At 63.1% G+C, this 19,368-nt stretch carries 23 protein-coding genes; 8 read left to right on the top strand and 15 right to left on the bottom strand.

Going from position 1 to position 19,368, the window contains the following annotated elements:
* Nucleotide 1: 1 nt before the first annotated feature.
* The 7 genes from AC0L15_RS10005 to sppA form a co-directional block, all read right to left on the bottom strand.
* On the bottom strand, nt 2–853 hold the full coding sequence (locus AC0L15_RS10005) for a TrmH family RNA methyltransferase (RefSeq protein ID WP_287245949.1): 852 nt from the start codon (nt 851–853) through the stop codon (nt 2–4).
* Nucleotides 854–1,891: an RsmD family RNA methyltransferase gene (locus AC0L15_RS10000; RefSeq protein WP_128171078.1), complete on the bottom strand. Its 1,038-nt coding sequence runs from the start codon at nt 1,889–1,891 to the stop codon at nt 854–856. It lies immediately after the preceding gene.
* Between the two features lie 89 nt (nt 1,892–1,980).
* On the bottom strand, nt 1,981–2,466 hold the full coding sequence (locus tag AC0L15_RS09995; RefSeq protein ID WP_287245950.1) for a DUF1772 domain-containing protein: 486 nt from the start codon (nt 2,464–2,466) through the stop codon (nt 1,981–1,983).
* Nucleotides 2,467–2,672: 206 nt separating this feature from the next.
* Nucleotides 2,673–3,647, bottom strand: a complete 975-nt coding sequence (lhpI, locus tag AC0L15_RS09990; RefSeq protein WP_287245952.1) for a bifunctional Delta(1)-pyrroline-2-carboxylate/Delta(1)-piperideine-2-carboxylate reductase — start codon at nt 3,645–3,647, stop codon at nt 2,673–2,675.
* 136 nt (nt 3,648–3,783) lie between these two features.
* The gene (locus AC0L15_RS09985) at nt 3,784–4,116 is read right to left on the bottom strand and encodes a LapA family protein (RefSeq protein WP_027153064.1); all 333 of its coding nucleotides are present in this window, start codon (nt 4,114–4,116) and stop codon (nt 3,784–3,786) included.
* Nucleotides 4,117–4,197: 81 nt separating this feature from the next.
* Complete coding sequence (locus tag AC0L15_RS09980; RefSeq protein ID WP_023797441.1) at nt 4,198–4,482, bottom strand: integration host factor subunit beta; 285 nt, start codon at nt 4,480–4,482, stop codon at nt 4,198–4,200.
* A gap of 68 nt (nt 4,483–4,550) precedes the next feature.
* The gene (sppA, locus tag AC0L15_RS09975) at nt 4,551–5,504 is read right to left on the bottom strand and encodes a signal peptide peptidase SppA (protein WP_287245954.1); all 954 of its coding nucleotides are present in this window, start codon (nt 5,502–5,504) and stop codon (nt 4,551–4,553) included.
* Nucleotides 5,505–5,824: 320 nt separating this feature from the next.
* On the opposite strand from sppA, the gene lptC reads away from it, so the two are divergent.
* The 6 genes from lptC (at nt 5,825) to ptsN (ending at nt 11,097) form a co-directional block, all read left to right on the top strand.
* Complete coding sequence (gene lptC / locus AC0L15_RS09970; RefSeq protein WP_287245956.1) at nt 5,825–6,538, top strand: LPS export ABC transporter periplasmic protein LptC; 714 nt, start codon at nt 5,825–5,827, stop codon at nt 6,536–6,538.
* Nucleotides 6,525–7,139 carry an LptA/OstA family protein gene (locus tag AC0L15_RS09965; RefSeq protein WP_128247355.1) on the top strand — a complete coding sequence of 205 codons (615 nt, stop codon included), beginning with the start codon at nt 6,525–6,527 and terminating at the stop codon, nt 7,137–7,139. The genes lptC and AC0L15_RS09965 overlap by 14 nt, the downstream gene beginning before the upstream one ends.
* On the top strand, nt 7,139–7,957 hold the full coding sequence (gene lptB / locus AC0L15_RS09960; protein ID WP_027153062.1) for an LPS export ABC transporter ATP-binding protein: 819 nt from the start codon (nt 7,139–7,141) through the stop codon (nt 7,955–7,957). The genes AC0L15_RS09965 and lptB overlap by 1 nt, the downstream gene beginning before the upstream one ends.
* 189 nt (nt 7,958–8,146) lie before the next feature.
* Nucleotides 8,147–9,673: an RNA polymerase factor sigma-54 gene (rpoN, locus tag AC0L15_RS09955; RefSeq protein ID WP_287245958.1), complete on the top strand. Its 1,527-nt coding sequence runs from the start codon at nt 8,147–8,149 to the stop codon at nt 9,671–9,673.
* 268 nt (nt 9,674–9,941) lie between these two features.
* Nucleotides 9,942–10,526, top strand: coding sequence for a ribosome hibernation-promoting factor, HPF/YfiA family (gene hpf, locus AC0L15_RS09950; protein WP_023797447.1), 585 nt, complete (start codon nt 9,942–9,944; stop codon nt 10,524–10,526).
* A gap of 106 nt (nt 10,527–10,632) precedes the next feature.
* Entirely contained in the window at nt 10,633–11,097 is a 465-nt protein-coding gene (ptsN, locus tag AC0L15_RS09945; RefSeq protein ID WP_023797448.1) for a PTS IIA-like nitrogen regulatory protein PtsN, read from the top strand.
* Between the two features lie 89 nt (nt 11,098–11,186).
* Here the strand turns inward: ptsN and AC0L15_RS09940 are convergent, their stop codons facing one another.
* Nucleotides 11,187–11,444 carry a BQ00720 family protein gene (locus tag AC0L15_RS09940; protein ID WP_023797449.1) on the bottom strand — a complete coding sequence of 86 codons (258 nt, stop codon included), beginning with the start codon at nt 11,442–11,444 and terminating at the stop codon, nt 11,187–11,189.
* A 63-nt stretch (nt 11,445–11,507) separates the two neighbouring features.
* The gene (locus tag AC0L15_RS09935; RefSeq protein WP_023797450.1) at nt 11,508–11,933 is read right to left on the bottom strand and encodes an Hsp20 family protein; all 426 of its coding nucleotides are present in this window, start codon (nt 11,931–11,933) and stop codon (nt 11,508–11,510) included.
* 143 nt (nt 11,934–12,076) lie between these two features.
* Here AC0L15_RS09935 and AC0L15_RS09930 point away from each other — a divergent pair, with 143 nt between their 5' ends.
* The gene (locus AC0L15_RS09930) at nt 12,077–13,018 is read left to right on the top strand and encodes a nucleoside hydrolase (protein WP_027153059.1); all 942 of its coding nucleotides are present in this window, start codon (nt 12,077–12,079) and stop codon (nt 13,016–13,018) included.
* A gap of 223 nt (nt 13,019–13,241) precedes the next feature.
* On the opposite strand, the gene AC0L15_RS09925 is transcribed toward AC0L15_RS09930, so the two are convergent.
* From AC0L15_RS09925 to AC0L15_RS09905, 5 genes are all read right to left on the bottom strand, one after another.
* The gene (locus AC0L15_RS09925; RefSeq protein ID WP_023797453.1) at nt 13,242–13,856 is read right to left on the bottom strand and encodes a LysE family translocator; all 615 of its coding nucleotides are present in this window, start codon (nt 13,854–13,856) and stop codon (nt 13,242–13,244) included.
* A 113-nt stretch (nt 13,857–13,969) separates the two neighbouring features.
* Nucleotides 13,970–15,418, bottom strand: a complete 1,449-nt coding sequence (locus AC0L15_RS09920) for an amidase (RefSeq protein ID WP_287245960.1) — start codon at nt 15,416–15,418, stop codon at nt 13,970–13,972.
* Between the two features lie 5 nt (nt 15,419–15,423).
* Complete coding sequence (locus AC0L15_RS09915; protein ID WP_287245962.1) at nt 15,424–16,335, bottom strand: ribokinase; 912 nt, start codon at nt 16,333–16,335, stop codon at nt 15,424–15,426.
* Nucleotides 16,336–16,478: 143 nt separating this feature from the next.
* The gene (locus tag AC0L15_RS09910; RefSeq protein ID WP_287064728.1) at nt 16,479–17,357 is read right to left on the bottom strand and encodes a methylated-DNA--[protein]-cysteine S-methyltransferase; all 879 of its coding nucleotides are present in this window, start codon (nt 17,355–17,357) and stop codon (nt 16,479–16,481) included.
* Nucleotides 17,358–17,592: 235 nt separating this feature from the next.
* Entirely contained in the window at nt 17,593–18,087 is a 495-nt protein-coding gene (locus AC0L15_RS09905) for a DUF2244 domain-containing protein (protein ID WP_091595586.1), read from the bottom strand.
* 22 nt (nt 18,088–18,109) lie between these two features.
* Between AC0L15_RS09905 and nth the strand changes: the two genes are divergently transcribed.
* Nucleotides 18,110–18,913: an endonuclease III gene (gene nth / locus AC0L15_RS09900; protein ID WP_287245967.1), complete on the top strand. Its 804-nt coding sequence runs from the start codon at nt 18,110–18,112 to the stop codon at nt 18,911–18,913.
* On the opposite strand, the gene AC0L15_RS09895 is transcribed toward nth, so the two are convergent.
* Nucleotides 18,816–19,361, bottom strand: a complete 546-nt coding sequence (locus tag AC0L15_RS09895; RefSeq protein ID WP_287245969.1) for a DUF2214 family protein — start codon at nt 19,359–19,361, stop codon at nt 18,816–18,818. The two genes, nth and AC0L15_RS09895, sit on opposite strands and share 98 nt — an antisense overlap.
* Between the last annotated feature and the right edge of the window lie 7 nt (nt 19,362–19,368).

Below are 19,368 nucleotides of genomic sequence, written 5' to 3'. Positions count from 1 at the left end.
GTCAGGCGCCCTCCGGGGCAAGTTTCAGCGCGCCGCGCCGGATCTCGAACAGCATGATGCCGGTGGCCACCGCGAGATTGAGCGAATCGGCCCGACCGGACTGTGGAATCCGCAGCAATCTGTCGCAGCTTTCGGCCAGGCTTTCGGGCAGGCCCTGCTGTTCGTTGCCCATCATCAGCAGCACCGGGCCTTTGGAAAAGTCGACCGAACGGTAATCGACCGCACCCTTCAGATGTGTGCCGGCAACAAGGCCAGGAAAGCTTTTTCGCCACGCAAGGAAGGCCTCCGGCGTCGCCTTGGTGACCGGCACGGCGAAGATCGAGCCCATCGTCGCGCGCACGGTCTCGACGGAAAAAGGATCGGTGGTCTCGCCGACCAGGATGATGCCCTTGGCGCCAACGGCATCGACGGTGCGGATGACGGTACCGAGATTGCCGGGATCGCGCACGCGGTCCAGCGCCACCCAGACATCGCCGTCTTGAGCGCGGATGTCCTTCAGCGGCAGGAACTTTTGCGAAAAAACGCCGACCACCATTTGCGGGTTGTCGCGGCGGGTGATGGCGACGAGCACTTTTTCCGAAACTTCGAGCACGGTGCCGCCGGCGGCAACCGTGCGTGCCGCGACCTTTTCGACCGCCGCGTTGCCGCGTCCGGCTTTGGCGAAGACCAGCGTCCGGATCGACCACCCGAGGTCGAGCGCGTCGATGACCAGCTTCAGCCCCTCGGCCATGAATGCGTTCTGCTGGTCGCGGTATTTCTTCAGCGAGAGCGCCTTGATGTCCTTGATCAACGGATTGGCAAGGCTGGTGACTTCCTTCACCTGCCCTGGCGCGCCGGCGTGCCGCTCGCTCATTCAGGCCACCCAGCGCGAAAACAGCGAGGTGGACAGCGCCCGGCCGGCGGATTTCTCGCGGATAATCAGTTCGCCGGATTCGACCGTGCCGCCCATGCCGGCAAAAGTGTCGCGCATCAAGGCATGGATGGCGAAGAAGGAAGCGCGGATCGAATAGGCGGTCAGCACGACAGCGAGCGGCTTCGGCGTCAGGACCGAGCGGCAGAGGTCGGTCAGAGCAGGCAGATCCTCGAACAATTGCCAGACCTCGCCCCTGGGGCCACGGCCATAGGCGGGCGGATCGAACAGGACGATGTCGTAACGGCTGCCACGGCGCTCCTCGCGCTCGGCGAATTTTAGGGCGTCGTCGACGATCCAACGGATCGGCTTTTGCGACAGGCCCGCAATCTCCTGGTTCTCCCTGGCCCAGCCGATCGCCTTCTTGGAAGCATCGACATGGGTGACCTCGGCGCCGGCGCGCGCCGCCACCAGCGAGGCAAGGCCGGTATAGCCGAACAGATTCAGCACTTTGACCGGCCGCTTCGCCGCCGCGATCAGCCCGGCCATGTGATCCCAGTGCGAGGCCTGCTCGGGGAACACGCCGACATGGCGAAACGAGGTGAAGCGGCCGAGATAATCGATGCCGTCATGCTTCATTGGCCAGGTTTCGCCGAGCGGCGTCCTGGGGAAACGCCAGCGGCCGATGCCTTCCTCGTCGGTGTCGCCGGTGAAAATGGCGTCGGCGCGGTCCCAGTCTTTGGCCGGCAACGCTTTTTGCCAGATCGCCTGGCCTTCAGGCCGAACGATGCGATAGGGGCCGTACTGCTCGAGCTTCTGTCCGGCACCGCTGTCGAGCAACGCGTAGTCGGCGTTGGGCGCGACTTCGAGGATCAACGGCAGGTGTTCGGCGGGCAGGGCGCCGTCGCGGCGGGAAAGGACGCGCGGCGCGGCTATCGGCTCGGTGCGGTTGCCCGATGCGCCGGTTCCGCGCGGTTCCGCCCCGCCCTTTGCGAGCTGATGCGAGCGGCTGTCGCGGCGTTTGTCGCGAAAAGGTTTCAAGAAGAGCATCTCCGGGCCGACGTGGCCCGCTTCTGCCACAGCACATTCACCGGCGCAATAAACGCAGTCGCTGGACATTCCCGAAACGGTCAGCCGCGCTTGATGAAAAGCAGGGCGGCAACCAGCGATACGAAACCGACGGCCTTGAAGCCGGCGACGATCAGATGGCCGGTTTCCCAGCGCAGCCGGATCGCTTCGAAATTCTCCGGAATCGGCCCAGGCACCCAGGTGGCCAGAATATCGTTCGCCGGCTTGACGAGAGCAAACCACATCGCAAGAGACACCGCATAGATCACGGCAGCGGCCAACGCATACCAGAACGCTGGACGGTCATTGCGCAGCATCCAAGCGAGCAGTCCCGGACAGCCGATCGCGGCCAGGTCCAGTGGCGCGCCAATGACGGCAAACAGCTGGAACTGGGTGTTGAAGACAGTCGTCTCGCGCCAGAGAGAAGGCGACCATTTCGTCAGCCGAGGAGCTGATTCCAGGACATGGGCGAAGGATGGTCCAAGGCTGAGCGCCGCGACAACGGCGGCCAAGATGGACCAGAACAACAGGAACCCGCGTATCTCCATAACGCCCGAATAACGGGGTGACGCCGGAGACGTTCCCCGTCGGAAGGGAGTAGGAAATAAGGCAGTAGGGCAGTAGGGGATAAGGCAGTAAGTGAACAGGGAAAGTATGTCTTGCACGAACCCGCTCGATTGGTACGGCTCCCTACTGCCCTACTGCCCTACTGCCCTACTGCCCTACTGCCCTACTGCCCTACTGCCCTACTGCCCTACTGCCCTAACTTCCCCATCGCCTTGTACACCGCAATGCCGGTAGCGAGGTCTTCGAGGGCTGCGCCGACCGATTTGAACAGCGTGATCTCACCGGGGCTCTGCCGGCCCTTCTTCTGGCCGCGCGCCAATTCATGCAGGTCGGCGACGATGGCTTGCGCCTTCAGCACGCCCGAGGCCAGCGGCTGGACGATGTCGCCCGCTTCCTTGGTGGCGCCGGCCTGGGTGTCGACGTAGACGCGGGCGCGCGCAATCGCATCGTCGTCGCTTTCGCGCATGGCCGGCGTGAAGCCGCCGACCAGATCGACATGGGTCCCCGGCTTCAACAGCGCGCCCCTGATCAGCGGCGTGGTCGTGATCGTCGCCGACGAAACGATGTCGGCCTGGCCGAGTTCGGCGTCGAGATCGCTCGCGGCGGTAGCCGCAAAGCCCTCGGCGCGCAATTCCGCCGCAACCTTTTCTGCATTGGCCGGCGTGCGGTTCCAGATGCGGATGACGGTGATCGGCCGCACCGCGCAATGCGCCCTGGCGAGGAACGGCGACAGCGCGCCGGCGCCGACCACCAGCAGCCGCGAAGCGTCCTCGCGGGCTAGATAGGAGGCTGCCAGCGCCGAGGCGCAGGCCGTGCGCCACTGCGTCAGCCGCTGGCCGTCGATCATGGCTTCAGGCTCGCCGGTCGCACCGTCGAGCAGGAGGTAAAGCCCCATCACCGCGGGTTTCCCCACGGCGTTGTTGTCGGGCGACACGGTGACGATCTTGACGCCGATATGGCCGCCTGCCGACGAGCCGGTCGCATTGAAGTCGGTCCAGGCCGGCATCAGGAGCAGGGTCGAGGCCGCGCCGTCGGGCCGTTCGACCGTATGGTGGTGCCTGATCGGCTGTACCGCGCCATCGCGAAAAGCCGCGCGTAGCGTTTCGACCAGGCCGGGAAAGGTCAGCGCCTGATCGACCTCGGCCGCCGAAATGCTCAGCATAGGAAACTCCGTCGAGAGAAATTCGCCTGACGCATGACCGCGAAATCAGAAGCGATTTTCCGCTAAGACCATGCGCATTCAAAAATTTGGTAGAGCGTCTTTTGCGCGTCCAAAAAGGACGCGCGGCGGTTCCGGTTCAGCCCGTCGGTTTCGGCAAGGAGGGGCCTTGTTGCGCGGCCGGTGCCCGGCTGACCGCCTGGCGCAAGTTCTCGGCCTCGACGCCGCGCTGACGCGCCAGCTTGCGATAGCGGCCCTGCTTGATCCAGGTCGCCAGGCTGCCGACGATCATGCCGATGGCGAGGGCCAGGAACAGGAAGATGAAAAGCGGCAGCGTCATCGTCAGCGCCGGATTGCCGGGGTTGAATGGGTCCAGGGTGAAGGCAACCGGATCGCGGTTGGCGACCGCCAACGCAATCAGAATGACGGCCAGCGGCACGAAGACCACGATGAGCATGAAACGATTGAACATAGAATTTCCTGTCGAAGGCGGGCTCTACCAAAGGCCGGGCCTACTGAAAAGGCTGGCATGGCGCATGAGCCCGCGCGGCGCTTATTTGCCGCTGTTCAGCCTTTCACGCAATTCCTTGCCGGTCTTGAAGAACGGCACCCATTTCTCCTCGACCTCGACGGATTCCCCGGTACGCGGATTGCGGCCGGTGCGGGCGGGGCGGTTTTTCACCGAGAAAGCGCCGAAACCGCGCAGTTCGACCCGGTTGCCTTCGGCAAGCGCGTCGGTGATCTCGTCGAAAATCGCGCCGACAATGTTTTCGACGTCACGCAGGAAAAGGTGCGGGTTGCGTGTGGCGATGATCTGCACAAGTTCGGATTTGATCATGAGAAGGCTCCCCGTGAAAACACTGCGGTCAAATTATGAGGATGATTTTATTTGCTTTTTCACTCGTCTCAAGGGTGCCAGACGGAAACCAGACCGTCAAGAAACAAGCGATCGGCACCAAGTTCGTGAATGATGTCGCCGCCATAGTCAGGCAGGCCGAGCGCACTGCCGATGGTTCGCGCCATCGCCTTCGAGAACAGGAAGCCACCGCTTTCCGCGTCCTTCCACTCCACCACCTTGAGCTTGGCGTCGATGCCCTTGGTTGCGAGCCAGTCGATCGCTTCGGTCTCGCCGCCGACCGCGTCGACCAATTTGTTGGCAACGGCCTGCCGTCCGGTGAAGATCGATCCGTCGGCCAGCGCCAGCGCCTCCGGTTTGGTCATCTTGCGGCGTTCGGCGACGATGCCGACGAACCAGTCGTAGCTGTCGAGGATGAGCTTGCGGACCATGGTGCGCTCGTCGTCATTGGTCGGCTTGAAAGGCGATGGCGAAGCTTTCAACGGCGAGGATTTCACTTCCTCGAGCTTGACGCCGAGTTTGTTCATAAGGCCGCTGACGTCCGGATACTGGATCAGCACGCCTATCGAGCCGACAATCGACGATTTGCGCGCGACGATATGATCGGTCGCGGTGGCGATCATATAGCCCGCCGATGCGGCCAGCGTGCCGACCTGGGCCACCACCGGCTTCTCGGCGGCCACCTTGCGCACTGCCTCGTAGATCGATTCGCCGCCGACGGTGGTGCCGCCCGGTGAATCGATCGACAGGATTACGGCTTTCACCCTCGAGGATTGACGGATGGCGTCCAGTTGCTTGATCAGGTCTTCGTCTTCGGTGATGGTGCCCTCGATCTTGACCTTGGCGATATGGTCGATCGCCGCGCCAGTGAAGTCATCGCCGTAAATCCAAGTCGAAAAGGCAATCAGCCCGGCTGCTGCGACAACAAGCGCTGCAACGCGCCAGAATGTCAGCTTGCGGCGCAAGCGGCGGCGGTCGATCAGGTCGTCGGCTCTCAGTACCATGGTCAGCCTCATAGTCGGTGGGAGCAGATGCTTTTAAAGCAACCGCCCGCGCCCGGCTACCGATTCCTGACGAGCTTGCGCCAAAGACAAGGTCTCGACGTTGGCGAGACGGCGTTTCGAGAGAACGTAAAAGACAATCCACAGCCCCTAACGCTGTCCGCCCGTATCTGGTATGACGTGCAAGTTGTGCCGGTTTCATTTTCGTTTGTGCAACAGCAACCGTCACACTTTTGCGGTTTTCCTCCGCTTGTGCTTGCTTGAGGGCGCCGGCATCCCACCTATAGGGGTGCTTGGCGGCAGGGGTTTAGAAGAAAGCAGTTATGTTAGCGCGACCGATCGAACCGACCAACACCGAGACGGGGTTGGCTCCCCCGGACGTAGGCCCGGCGCGAGTCGACGCCTTCGGCATCGCCCAGCGCCACTCGCGCCGCGTGCGTATCTTGAAGCTGACGGTGCCGCTGGCCGCTGCCGCGATCGCGGTCGCCGTCCCAGTCTATTCCTATCTCGTGGCGCCTGGCTCGATCCAGGTCCAGGCCGATGCCAGCGCGTTCGCCAACGGCAAACTGGTGATGGCCAACCCCAAGCTCAACGGGTTCACCAAGCAGAAACTGCCCTATTCCATGACGGCTTTGCGCGCCATACAGGACGTGAGCCAGCAAGGCATCATCAATCTGGAGGGCATCGACGCCAAGCTGCCGATATCAACCGACAATGTGGCGGCCATCAATGCCCCGCACGGTAGCTTCAATCGCGATGGCAACACGATGAGCCTGACCAGCGATGTCACCATAACCACCACAGATGGCCTGGCGGCAAAGTTCAAATCGGTCTTTCTCGACATGGGCAAAGGCACTATGAAGACGAACGATCCGGTCGACGTCAGCCGTGGCGGGTCGCGGATTACCGCGGATTCGATGTCTGTCCAGGACAACGGCAAGATCGTGGTTTTCGAGAACAGAGTGCGTGTCAACATCGATCCGGCCAGCTTGAAGGCGGCAGATGCAATGAGCGGAGAATCCAATGCGGTTCAGTAGTTCGACACGGCTCGTGGCCGCGGCTTCGGCGTTGCCGGCCGTAGGGCTGGCCGCCCTGGGGCTGGCTTTGGCGGCGACGCCGGCTCTGGCGCAGTCCAGGACCACCAGCCAGCTGTCGGGCCTCAAACTGTCCGGCGACAAGCCCATCCAGATCGAAAGCGACAAGCTCGAGGTCCGCCAGGCGGACAGCGTCGCCGTGTTCACCGGCAATGTAAACGTGGTCCAGGGTCCGACCTTGCTCAAGGCCGGCAAGATGACGGTCTATTACGTCAAGGACCCGGACGCTGCCGCCAAGGGTGAGCAGGCCTCGGGTGCCGCGATGACGGGCTCGGCCGACATCGACCGTCTGGAGGTCGCCAACAAGGTCTATATCAAATCGGACGACCAGGTCGCCACGGGCGACAGCGGCACCTTCGACATGAAGACGGAAGTGCTGGTGCTTTCAGGCAGCAAGGTCGTGCTCTCGCAAGGCGACAATGTACTGGTCGGCTGCAAGCTGACCGTGCAGATGAAGAGCGGTCTGGCCCAGGTCGACCCCTGCGGCGGTGGACGCGTCATGATGTCGATCACGCCGCCGAAGTCGGGAGCGGCGAACCCCTGATGGTCGACGTAGCATCGCTGTTGGCGCGTCTTCCAGGACGCGCCGCCAGCAAACTTGCGGCACCGGCCGCGGTTAACCTCGATCAGGTAAAATTCAAGGGAACCCTGATCGCCAAAGGGCTGACCAAGAGCTACAAGGGCCGCAAAGTCGTCAGCGGCGTGACGATCGGCGTGCGCGCCGGTGAGGCGGTCGGACTGCTCGGCCCCAACGGCGCCGGCAAGACCACCTGCTTCTACATGGTCACGGGCCTGGTGCCGGTCGACGAAGGCACGATCGAAATCGACGGCTTCGATGTCACCTCCATGCCGATGTACCGCCGCGCCCGCCTTGGCATCGGCTACCTTCCTCAGGAGGCGTCGATCTTTCGCGGCTTGAGCGTCGAGCAAAACATCCGTGCCGTGCTCGAAGTGGTCGAAAAGAGCCGCAAGGAGCGCGAACGCATTCTCGACGAACTGCTCGAGGAGTTTCATATCAGCCATCTGCGCAAGGCCCCGTCGCTGTCGCTTTCCGGCGGCGAGCGGCGGCGCCTTGAAATCGCGCGCGCCCTGGCGACCCGCCCCGCATACATGCTGCTCGACGAGCCTTTCGCTGGCATCGATCCGATCGCCGTCGCCGACATCCAGCAACTGGTGCGCCATCTGACGGCGCGTGGCATCGGCGTGCTCATCACCGATCACAATGTCCGCGAGACGCTCGGCCTGATCGACCGCGCCTACATCATCCATGCCGGCCAGGTGTTGACTCATGGCCGGGCCGACGAAGTGGTCGCAAACCCGGATGTGCGGCGGCTTTATCTCGGTGAGGGGTTTACACTCTAAGCGTGAAAATTTCTGTCCAGACGCGGTTTTTGACGCGAGACAGAGCTTTTTCTTCGATTTCTCGTCGGAATACGCACGGACAGGCGAGTTTTGATCGCCGTCGCCTTGACAAGCAAAAGCCGGGCCAGTTTCTATGCCGAACTCCTTCCGGCAGTCCGGATGCGTAGACAGGGCATTTGAAACCGAACCATGGCGTTGGCGGCAAAACTACAGCTACGACAGTCCCAGTCGCTGGTGATGACGCCGCAACTCATGCAGTCGATACGGCTGCTGCAGTTCACCCACATCGAGCTGGAACGCTTCATCGACGACGAGATCGAGCGCAATCCTTTGCTCGAGCGCGCCGAGCCGCAGGACGATGCCGTCAGCGACCAGGCGCAGAAGATCGATGCCGCGCCGGAAACGGCCACCGCCGGCGACTGGTTCGAGAAGGAAACGGCGTGGACCGCCGAGGCGATCTCGGAAAAGCTCGATACTTCGCTGGAAAACCTGTTTCCCGACGACCCCGGCACCAGCGAGCGACTCGGTCCCGACCTGACGGCCCAGTGGAAATCGGCATCCGGCAACGGTTCCGCATCCTCTTCCGACGGTTTTGACGTCGGAGACATGGCGGCCGGAGCCATCACGCTGCGCGAGCATGTCGCCGAGCAGGTTGCGCTTGCCTTCGCCGACCCGGCAGCACGCCTGATCGCCAGCGAACTGGCCGACGGCCTTGACGAGGCCGGCTACATGCGCGCCGACATGGCTGAGATCGCCACCCGTCTCGGCACCGACAGAGCGGCGGTGGCGAATTCGCTCGCGGTCTGCCAGACATTCGAGCCCACCGGCCTCTTTGCCCGCGACCTTGCCGAATGCCTGTCGCTGCAGCTTGCCGTCCGCGACCGTCTCGACCCTGCGATGAAGACTTTGATTGCCAATCTCGAACTCTTGGCCCGGCGCGATTTCCAGACCCTGAAACGGATTTGTGGGGTCGATGAGGAGGATCTGCTCGACATGCTGGCCGAGATACGTGCGCTCGATCCGCGCCCGGGGATGGCGTTTTCGGGCGGCGCCAGCGACGCGATCATCGCCGATGTCGAAGTGCGTGCGGCCAATGACGGGAGCTGGGTGATCGAACTCAACCCCGAAACGCTGCCGCGCGTGCTGGTCGACCATATCTATTTCGCCCGGGTTTCGCCGCATGCGAAAAATCAGACGGAAAAGGATTTCCTGGCGGAATGCCTGCAAAACGCCAATTGGCTGACGCGCAGCCTCGATCAGCGGGCGAAGACTATCCTCAAGGTTGCCTCAGAAATCGTGCGCCAGCAGGACGCCTTCCTCGTCCATGGCGTGCGTCACCTGAGGCCGCTCAACCTGCGCACGGTGGCCGACGCCATCGGCATGCACGAATCGACCGTCAGCCGGGTCACCGCCAACAAATACATGCTGACGCCGCGCGGCGTGTTCGAACTGCGCTATTTCTTCACCGCCTCGATCGCCTCGTCGGGTGGCGGTGACGCGCATTCGTCTGAAGCGGTGCGCGACCGCATCAAGCAGTTGATCGACGAGGAGAAACCTGCCGACGTGCTTTCCGACGACGCCATTGTGGATATGTTGCGGGAAAGCGGCGTCGATATCGCCAGGCGCACGGTCGCCAAGTATCGGGAGGGCATGAATATTCCCTCGTCGGTGCAGCGGCGGCGTGAAAAACGCGCTTTGGCCAGCGCCGGACGTTGATCTCCGACGGAATTTCCTCAGCTTTCGCACTTCATTGACAAGCCGCAATGAAGTGGCTAGAAGCCCGCCCGCATGGGACGGGCTACTGCCCGCATGCGGATGGTCCGTCACGACGTTGGCCACGGGACGGTCAAGAAGGCGGCTTGTGATCAATCGGAAAAGTTCGGATTTAAAATCGGCGCAAGTGACGCCGCAAAGCTTGTGCGCTCAGACCACGGGTATAAACTCGTGACAGTTTGAAGCCTGAGCAAGGAAGGTCAGTATTCAGATGACGCTGCGCATATCAGGAAAACACATGGATATCGGCGATGCGTTCCGTACGCGCATCAACGACCGTGTCGGAGAAGTGATCGGGAAATATTTCGATCGGGGCTTTTCAGGGCAAATTGTAGTCGTCAAATCGGGGTCGCGCTACACGGCCGATTGCATGATCCGGCTGGATTCCGGCGCTTCGCTGCAGGCCACCGGTGAAGCGCAGGACCCGACGCTCGCTTTCGAGGCGGCGGCGGATCGCCTCGAGACCCGCCTTCGCCGCTACAAGCGTCGGCTGAAGTCACATAATTCAGGCAACGCCAATGGCGAACCCACCGACGTTGCCTATACGGTGATGGCGCCGCTTGCCGACGATGACGAGGAAATGCCGGAGAATTTCGCGCCAGCCATCGTCGCCGAATCAACCATGACGCTGCGGACCATGTCGGTGGCGTCAGCCGTGATCGAACTCGACACCAAGGACAGCCCGGTCCTCGTCTTCCGCAACGCCGGAAACGAGCATCTCAATATCGTCTATCGTCGGCCGGACGGAAACATCGGCTGGATCGACCCGTCTACGACCAAGGTCGCGCAGGGCTGACGGCCAAGGCCGCACTGGGCTGACGGCCAAGGCCGCACTGGGATAAGGCACCAGCCGCACGCGAGAGTGAGGGCTGGCGACGGCAGGCGAACAAGGGATTTCAAGTATGGACCTGAGCGATCTTATCAACGTTCCGGCAATCTTGCCGGCGTTGAAGGCGAACTCCAAGAAGCAACTGCTGCAAATGCTGTCCGAACGGGCGGCGGCAATTGCCGGCATTCCGGAACGGGAGGTGTTCGACACCATCCTGCAGCGTGAACGCCTGGGCTCGACCGGTGTCGGCAACGGCATTGCCATTCCGCATGGCAAGCTGGCCGGGGTGAAGCGGATCGCGGGGGTTTTCGCCCGGCTGGAGACGCCGGTCGATTTCGAGGCGCTGGACGACCAGCCGGTCGATCTGGTGTTCCTGCTTTTGGCGCCCGAAGGCGCCGGCGCCGACCATCTCAAGGCGCTGTCGCGCATCGCGCGGGTGCTGCGCGACGCCGACACGGTGGCCAAGATCAGGGGCACCCGCGACGCCGCCGCGATCCATGCGCTTTTATCGGATACACAAGCCTCGCACGCGGCCTGATTTTTTCGATCAGTTCGGTAAAAGGGCCGCCGCGAGCGGCCCTGTCCGTTCTAACCAGATCGCTGCGCCTATTGTTAGTGGATGGCGACTTAGTGGATTGCGACGGGGGTCAGATCGTTTTCCAGGGCGCCGGCCAGCGCCCGCTCGCGAGCGTCCGAAAGAAGGATCGGCTGGCCGTTGGCGGCAAACAGGGCCCAAAGTTCCAGCCCGGGCGCGATTTCGCCGAGGCCCGGGAAACGGCCGCGCAGATCGTCGCTCGAGATTTTCCTGAGATAGGCGACCGAGCCTTCGCCGAGATGGGCGAACTCGCCGCTGGTCATGATAAGGTTTTCGTCAGTTCTGGTCATTTAAGCCTCCGTGCAGCGAGGACCCCGTTCAAGGCCGCCTCGCATGAGAGCAATCGATAAAAATCAGTCTTTCACCGATATGTTTATTTTCCGTACCAGCCGTTCGGACTCGGGCCGATCGAGATCGATCGACAAAAGACCGTTCTTCAGCTCCGCCGCGATCACCCGCATGCCGTCGGCCAGCACGAAACAGCGCTGGAACTGGCGCGCGGCAATGCCGCGGTGCAGAAATTCGCGCTCGGTGTCATCGTTCTGACGGCCGCGCACGACCAACTGGTTCTCCTCCGTGGTCACATCGAGATCGTTTTCGGCGAAACCGGCGACAGCGAGTGTGATACGCAGCCTTTCGGCCTTGCCGTCGGCACCGCTGAGGCGCTCGATGTTGTAGGGAGGGTAGCTGTCACCTGACTTCGCCAGACGCTCCAGGGTCTTTTCCATGGCGTCGAAACCCAGGAGAAGCGGGCTGGAAAAAGGCGTCATTCGACTCATGTTACACTGTCCTCTCAAGAGCGACATAAAGCGGAAAAACCCGGATGGCATTTTTCCCGATGGTCTTGATATGGTCCGCCCGGCGGTCGAGTTCAAGCCGTCAAAAGCCCCGCCCAAAAAGACTCCCTAAACAAGGAATTGAAATGCCCCAATCCCGCAAGATCATCATCGACACGGATCCCGGCCAGGATGATGCCGTCGCCATATTGCTGGCGCTCGGCAGCGCCGAGCTGGAGATCGTCGGCATGACCGCCGTCGCCGGCAACGTGCCGCTGAGACTCACCGAAAAGAATGCACGCAAGATCTGCGAACTGGCCGGCCGGCCTGACATCAAGGTCTATGCCGGCGCCATCCGGCCGCTGGCGCGCGAACTGGTAACCGCCGAGGAGGTGCATGGCGAGACCGGGCTCAACGGACCGCAATTGCCCGAACCGACAATGGAGCTGCAGGACCAGTACGCAGTCGATTTCATCGTCGAGACGCTGATGAAGGAAGAGAGCGGCACGATCACCCTGTGCGCGCTCGGCCCGCTCACCAACATAGCGCTGGCGCTGATCCGCGAGCCGAAGATCGCGCCGCGCATCAAGGAAATCGTGCTGATGGGCGGCGGCTTCTTCGAAGGCGGCAACGTTACCCCGACCTCCGAATTCAACATCTATGTCGACCCGCATGCCGCCGATGTCGTATTCAAATCCGGCATTCCGATCGTCATGATGCCGCTCGACGTCACCCACAAGGCGCTGACCACCGCCAAGCGCACCCAAGCCTACCGCAAGCTCGGCACCAGGGTCGGCACGGCCACGGCGGAGATGCTGGAATTCTTCGAGCGATTCGACGAAGAGAAATACGGCACCGACGGCGGTCCGCTGCACGACCCTTGCGTCATCGCCTATCTGTTGAAACCCGAGCTGTTCAGGGGCCGCAACTGCAACGTCGCTGTGGAAACCGCCTCGGAACTCACCATGGGCATGACCGTGATCGACTGGTGGGGCGTGACCAAACGGCCGAGCAACGCCATGGTGATGCGCGACATCGACCACGATGCGTTGTTCGCGCTGCTGCTGGAAAGGCTGGGCCGGCTTTAGGGCTGCTTCCTTCTCCTCTTGTGGGGCCTTGTGGCCCGAAGGGCGGGCGAGGCCCGTGACTCGCCGCGGGCGGGGGATCTGCGTGCAGGGTGTTGGCCGGAGAGCTGTTGGTGCCAAGCTGGAACACCCTCATCCGGCCGCGGAGCCTGTTCTCGGGCTTGCCGGAGGCAAGACCCGTGGGCGGCCACCTTCTCCCACGAGGGGAAAAGGAAAAGAGTGCCGCTCACTTCGCCTTTGAAAATGCCAGCCACAGGCCGCCGCCGACAAGAAAACTGCCGCTTATCCGCGACAGCAGCTTGACGCGGCCGGCCGAAAGCAGGCGTCCGGCGCGGCCGGCGGCCAGCGCGTAGGTCGAATCCGATACGGCGGCGAAGATCATAGCGGTGAGGCCCATGACGCCGATCTGCAACCCATGGTTGCCGTCAGGGGCGATGAACTGCGGAAAGAAGGCGCCGAAGAACACCAGCGTCTTGGGATTGCTGATCGCCACCAGCAGGCCCTGCAGGAAGAAGCCGCCGCGCGGTGTCTTCGCCGATCCGTCGGCGTTCAGCTTGCCCTTGGAGCGGAACATCTGCACACCCATCCAGATCAGATAGGCGGCACCGATCAGCCTGACCCATTCGAACCAATGGCCCATTCCGGCGATCAGCGAGGTCAATCCGATGCCGACAATGGCGATCATGATCGCCAGTCCGGCCTGTGTGCCGGCGACGTTGGCGAGGCCGGCGCGAGAGCCATGGCGGATGCTGTTGGCGATGATCAGCGTGACCGTCGGTCCGGGTACCAGGATGATGACGAGGCAGGCGACGAGATAGGTGGCATAGAGTTCCAGCGACATGGTTTCCTCAACAGTATGCGGCGTTGCGACACGGCTGACCGCGATCAATGCATGACAGTAACGCGGCTGCAAGCCGGCAGGAGATGTCGCCGGCAACATTGACCTGGATTATTTTAGGCTCCAGCCAGCCACGGCAGCGTCGTCTCGTAGGCTGCCGCCGCTCTCAGCACGGCCATGTCGCCGCGCGGCCGCCCGATCAATTGCATGCCCATCGGCCTGCCGCTGCCATCGAAGCCGGCCGGTACACTGACCGCCGGGCAGCCGCCCAGCGTGGCGAGCGCTGACACCTGCATCCAGCGGTGATAGCTGTCCATGGCACGCCCGGCCACTTGGGTCGGCCAGTGGGTGAGCACATCGAAGGGAAAAACCTGGGCGGTTGGCAGCGCGATCAGGTCGAAGCGGTCGAAGAGCGACAGCAACGTTCGATGCCAGGACGAGCGCCTCACCGTGGCGGCGTGGATCTGCGGCGCCGTGAGTTGCAGCGCCTGTTCCACCTCCCACACGGCCTCCGGCTTCAGAAGAGTGCGTTTCATGGGATCGTCGTAATGCGCCTTGAGCGCACAACCGCTGCTCGCCTGGCGCAGCGTCACGAAGGCCTGCCACAGCGCTTCGAAATCGACATCCGGCACCAGCGCTTCGGTCTGAAAGGATGCCGCGGCGAACCGGCCGAGAGCGGCCTCGCAAAGACTAGGGATGCCGGGTTCGACCGGCAGATGACCACCGAGGTCGCCGAACCAGGCGATGCGGCCGCCGGCCGTGGGCGTTTGCAGCCCTTCGAGGAACGACCCAGGCTTATGATGCGAGAGCGGCGCGCGAGGGTCGTAGCCAGCCTGCTCGTCGAGCAGCAACGCCATGTCGCGCACGTTGCGGCCCATCGGCCCTTCGACGCCCATCTGGGCGTGGAAGACGTCAAGCTCGGGGCCGGCCGGGACAAGCCCCTGCGACGGACGGAAGCCATAGACGTTGTTGTAGGCGGCCGGGTTGCGCAGCGAGCCGCCAAAGTCGCTGCCGTCGGCGACAGGCACCATGTCGAGCGCCAGCGCGACCGCTGCGCCGCCGCTCGAACCGCCGGCGGTCAAGGCCGGGTCGAAAGCATTGCGTGTCGGGCCGAATACGGTGTTGTAGGTATTGGAGCCCAGGCCGAATTCGGGAACATTGGTCTTGCCGATGATGATGGCGCCGGCCTTGCGGATGCGCTCGACGAAATAATCGTCTTCCTGCGGCACGAAATCGGCAAAGATCGGCGAGCCGAAGCTGGTCCTGAGGCCCTTGGTCTGCGCGAGATCCTTGATGGCGATCGGCAGGCCGAACAGCGGTCCGGCATGCCCAGCATGCGCCAGATGGGCGTCTGCCCTGTCCGCCTCGCGCAAGATGTCGGCACGGTCGCGCAGCGAGACGATGGCATTGACCAGCGGGTTTACCGCGTCGATCCGGTCGAGGAATGCTGTCGCCACCTCGCTCACCGACAACTGCCGGCGCCGGATCGCCTCGGCAAGATCCACGGCGGACAGGCGGCAGAGATCGCCGGCGGGCGGCACGGCGTGTTTTGTGGCCGGACGCATGGCTCTCACCTGGTTAGCGGGTTTTGGAGCGCCGCCTCGACGTCCTTCGCTAGCGGGATCGCCGGCTGGGCGCCGGGCTTCAGGCAAGCGAGCGAACCAGCGGCTGCAGCACGGGCGAGCGCCTGATCGAGCGGCAGGCCCGATGACAGCCCGGCGGCGAAATAGCCGCAGAACGTGTCGCCGGCGCCGACCGTATCGACCGGAGTGATGTTCAACGCCGGAACCATCAGGAGATCGGCTGGCGTGGCGGCCAGAACGCCGTCACCGCCGAGCGTGACGACGATTGTGCGACCGGTCGTCCCGGCGAAATCGCGCATCCGCGCCGGGCGATCGCGGCCGCTCAGCGACAGCGCCTCGCCATAGAGGTCGAATTCGGTTTCGTTGGCGACGACATAGTCGGCCTTGCCGAGGAAGGCGGCCGCCTCTGCGCGGAACGGTGCCGTGTTGAGCACGGTAACCGCGCCTGCCGCCCGTGCTGCGTCCAGTGCTGCATCGACAGTCTGCAGCGGGATCTCCTGCTGCAGGAGCACGACATCGCCCTTCTTCATGAAAGCCTTGGAGAGGTCGCCTGTGACGACCGAATCATTGGCGCCCGGCACCACGGCAATGATGTTCTCACCGTCGTCGGCGACCATGATCAATGCCGTGCCGGTCGAAGCGAAGGTTTCACCGACACCGGACAGGTCGATCTTGCGGTCCCGCAACAGCGCCAGCGCTTCGTTGGCGAAATTGTCCTTGCCGACCGCGCCGACCATGCGCACCTTGGCGCCGGCGCGCGCGGCGGCCAGCGCCTGGTTGGCGCCCTTGCCGCCGGGTGCGGTGCTGAAGCCAGAACCCCGAACCGTCTCGCCCGGTGCGGGCAAGCGGTCGACATTGGCGATAAGGTCGAGGTTGATCGAGCCGACAACGATTATCAAGTGGTGCCTCCCTGCTGACTGCGGGAAGCTACTCCGTAAGGCCGCCGCTTGCCAGACCGCGCGATCTATTCGCGTCAGGTCTGAACGCGCTTCTCAGCGCAACTCCAGGCGTCGGCGCCGACATCGACAATTGGCGCGCGATTTCAGGATCCGACCTGTCCCGCTTCCCAGCCAAGGATGGCGCGTTTGCGCGTCAGGCCCCAGTGGTAGCCCGTGAGCGCGCCGGACTTGCCGAGAGCCCGGTGACACGGCACCACGAAGGACATCGGATTGGCGCCGACCGCGGCGCCCACCGCCCGGCTGGCGCTCGGTGCGCCGATGCCGGCGGCGATCGAGGAATAGGTGCAGGCCTTGCCCATCGGGATGCGCAGCAGGGCTTCCCAGACGCGGACCTGAAAGTCGGTGCCGATCAAGACGACGCGCAACGGCTGGTCGGCGCGCCACAGTGCCGGGTCGAAGATGCGCGCCGCATAGGGCGCCGTCGCGGCCATGTCCTCGATATAGTTTGCGTTCGGCCAGCGGCCGGACATGTCGGCGAAGGCCGCACGCTCGTCGCCGACATCGCTGAAGGCGAGGCCGGCAAGCCCACGGTCTGTGACCATGATCAGGGCGATGCCGAAAGGCGAGATATGATAGCCGTAGCGGATCGTCAGCCCGGCGCCGCGCGTCTTGTAGTCGCCCGGCGACATCGCTTCGTGGGTGACGAAAAGGTCGTGCAGCCGGCCGGGGCCTGACATGCCGACCTCGAAAGAGGCTTCGAGGAGCGGCATGCCGGAATCGAGCAGTTTGCGCGCGTGGTCGAGCGTGACCGCCTGCAGAAACGCCTTGGGCGACAGGCCGGCCCAGCGGGTGAAGAGCTTCTGCAACCCGGTCGGTGTCTCGCCGACTTCCTCCGCCAATATCTCGAGCGACGGCTGGTCACGATAGTCAAGGCTGATCTTCTCGATCGCGCGCCGAACAACTTCGTAGTCACCGCCTTCGGGTGTGATGTCTGTCTTCAGAATAGCTGTCTGTGCGTTCATCGGGCCATCTCCTTGATCGTGAATATCGTCCTTCGCTGCTCCGATCACCACCCGAAACTTGCCTTCTCGTCATGTGCATCCAGATAGATCTGGCTTCGAGGAAGGAGCCGACGAGGGGTGGCAAAAAGGTGCATTCCAGCAGGGAGAAGTAACGCTGCCGATTACCGTTTATGGCCGATTATCCGTTTATGAGGCACTGCAGAACCGGTTCGCGAACGAGGCGGTGCGCTCACATTCAGCGCGCTTTCGCGGTCGCCAGGGCGCGCGAAAAGGCTGACGCAAAGCTCTCGCGGTCGTCGGGATTGAGGAAGCCGCCGATCGGCACATTCTGGCCTTGTGCTTCCACCGCCATCCTGGTGATGCCGATTTCGGCGTGGCGGGCGACCGAAAAACGCGCCCAGAACGGGTTGAAGCGATGTGCTTCCGATTTGCCTGATGGCGCGGTCTTGCGGATGTCGAGGCTGGTGCGCGAGACCGACACTTCCTCGCGGGCGCGGGCGGCACGATAATTGGCGCGAAAGGCGATGTAGACGGCGATGACGTCGAGACCGAGGAAGCCGAACACCGGCCAGGCGCCGCGCGACAGGAAAAACGCTCCGGTGACCAACGAGCCGAACAGCAGGGCGCCCATCAGGATGGCAAAGCCGGTTTTGCCCAGCGAGCGATGCGGTATCAGCAACGCCTGGAAGAATGGCTCGTCGGCCTGAAATGAGGCGTTTGTGTCGCTCATGCGGGGATATTATAGGAAGGGGATGACGAGCCCCAAGTCCAAAAATTCCTCTACACCCAAAAATGAACTGCTCCCCGGCCGACGCGACGGCGCGAACGCCAAACCGCGTGCCCGGCCGGTGCGGTCCGATTCGCGCTACAGCCCGGCCGAAGTGCACGAGATTTTCCGACGCTTTTCCGTTCAGCGGCCCGAGCCGAAGGGCGAGCTCGAACACATCAACGCCTTCACGCTGCTGGTGGCGGTGGTGCTTTCGGCACAGGCGACCGATGTCGGGGTCAACAAGGCGACGCGGGCGCTGTTCAAGGTCGCCGACACGCCGCAAAAGATGCTGGCTCTCGGCGAAACCAAGGTCGGCGACTATATCCGCACCGTTGGGCTCTGGCGCAACAAGGCCAAGAACGTCATCGCGCTGTCGGAGGCGCTGATCCGCGATCATGGTGGCGAGGTGCCCGACGACCGCGATCAATTGGTCAAGCTGCCGGGCGTCGGGCGCAAGACCGCCAATGTCGTGCTCAACATGGCCTTCGGCCAGCACACCATGGCGGTCGACACGCATATCTTTCGCATCGGCAACCGGCTGCGGCTGGCGCCCGGCAAGACGCCGGAACAGGTCGAGCAGGGGCTGTTGAGGATCATTCCGGACGAATACATGCGCCATGCGCATCACTGGCTGATCCTGCATGGCCGCTATGTCTGCAAGGCGCGCAAACCGGATTGCCCGATCTGTGTCATCGCCGACATCTGCAAGGCCGAGGAGAAGACGAATGATGTTCCGGCGCCGCTGGTCGAAATTGCGCCGCTCGAACCGGTAAGCGAAATTCAGTAGCGTAGCCGCGCGCCATCGCCGCGGCGAAGACCGGGATCAGCAGGAAGATCAAGGCTTCGGCGCGGACATAAGTTCGAACGGATGCAAGTTGTGCCGCCGGCACTTGAAAGCCGGGACTGGCCGAGGCCTGCCTGCTCCAGGACGCAAAGCTGACCGTCGGGACGATCGACAGCAGGCCGACGGTGACGAAGGCCACCATCTTTGCCCAGAACGCCCAGTTGTAGACGTAGAATTCCCAACCCTTCAGGCCGTACATGACGCGTCCGATGCCGACAACGATGATCAGCATGGCGATGATGCCATAATGGCGATCGATGCCGACAAGCCGCCGAAGCGTCGCGGCGGGCAGATCGCCGCGGATCAGGACAAATTCGGCGCCGATGATGCCGGCCAGTGAAAACACCAGCAGATGATGAAAGATGGCAAGCAGAAGATCGGTGGTATCCATGCCCTTT

The organism is Mesorhizobium sp. WSM4846 (genome assembly GCF_055811415.1).
Note: the sequence above shows the minus strand (reverse complement) of the source record. Positions and strands in the feature narration are given on the sequence as shown.

Bases quoted from the DNA above. Each gene is read 5' to 3' on its own strand.
- nth (WP_287245967.1), top strand. From the start codon at position 18,110: ATGACGAGCCCCAAGTCCAAAAATTCCTCTACACCCAAAAATGAACTG.
- AC0L15_RS09980 (WP_023797441.1), bottom strand. From the start codon at position 4,482: ATGATCAAATCCGAACTTGTGCAGATCATCGCCACACGCAACCCGCAC.
- lhpI (WP_287245952.1), bottom strand. From the start codon at position 3,647: ATGCTGAGCATTTCGGCGGCCGAGGTCGATCAGGCGCTGACCTTTCCC.
- AC0L15_RS09895 (WP_287245969.1), bottom strand. From the start codon at position 19,361: ATGGATACCACCGATCTTCTGCTTGCCATCTTTCATCATCTGCTGGTG.
- AC0L15_RS09905 (WP_091595586.1), bottom strand. From the start codon at position 18,087: ATGAGCGACACAAACGCCTCATTTCAGGCCGACGAGCCATTCTTCCAG.
- AC0L15_RS09935 (WP_023797450.1), bottom strand. From the start codon at position 11,933: ATGAGTCGAATGACGCCTTTTTCCAGCCCGCTTCTCCTGGGTTTCGAC.
- AC0L15_RS09910 (WP_287064728.1), bottom strand. From the start codon at position 17,357: ATGAACGCACAGACAGCTATTCTGAAGACAGACATCACACCCGAAGGC.
- AC0L15_RS09920 (WP_287245960.1), bottom strand. From the start codon at position 15,418: ATGCGTCCGGCCACAAAACACGCCGTGCCGCCCGCCGGCGATCTCTGC.
- AC0L15_RS09940 (WP_023797449.1), bottom strand. From the start codon at position 11,444: ATGACCAGAACTGACGAAAACCTTATCATGACCAGCGGCGAGTTCGCC.
- AC0L15_RS09995 (WP_287245950.1), bottom strand. From the start codon at position 2,466: ATGGAGATACGCGGGTTCCTGTTGTTCTGGTCCATCTTGGCCGCCGTT.
- hpf (WP_023797447.1), top strand. From the start codon at position 9,942: ATGACGCTGCGCATATCAGGAAAACACATGGATATCGGCGATGCGTTC.
- AC0L15_RS10005 (WP_287245949.1), bottom strand. From the start codon at position 853: ATGAGCGAGCGGCACGCCGGCGCGCCAGGGCAGGTGAAGGAAGTCACC.
- lptC (WP_287245956.1), top strand. From the start codon at position 5,825: ATGTTAGCGCGACCGATCGAACCGACCAACACCGAGACGGGGTTGGCT.
- AC0L15_RS09965 (WP_128247355.1), top strand. From the start codon at position 6,525: ATGCGGTTCAGTAGTTCGACACGGCTCGTGGCCGCGGCTTCGGCGTTG.
- AC0L15_RS09985 (WP_027153064.1), bottom strand. From the start codon at position 4,116: ATGTTCAATCGTTTCATGCTCATCGTGGTCTTCGTGCCGCTGGCCGTC.
- lptB (WP_027153062.1), top strand. From the start codon at position 7,139: ATGGTCGACGTAGCATCGCTGTTGGCGCGTCTTCCAGGACGCGCCGCC.
- AC0L15_RS09930 (WP_027153059.1), top strand. From the start codon at position 12,077: ATGCCCCAATCCCGCAAGATCATCATCGACACGGATCCCGGCCAGGAT.
- ptsN (WP_023797448.1), top strand. From the start codon at position 10,633: ATGGACCTGAGCGATCTTATCAACGTTCCGGCAATCTTGCCGGCGTTG.
- rpoN (WP_287245958.1), top strand. From the start codon at position 8,147: ATGGCGTTGGCGGCAAAACTACAGCTACGACAGTCCCAGTCGCTGGTG.
- sppA (WP_287245954.1), bottom strand. From the start codon at position 5,504: ATGGTACTGAGAGCCGACGACCTGATCGACCGCCGCCGCTTGCGCCGC.
- AC0L15_RS09925 (WP_023797453.1), bottom strand. From the start codon at position 13,856: ATGTCGCTGGAACTCTATGCCACCTATCTCGTCGCCTGCCTCGTCATC.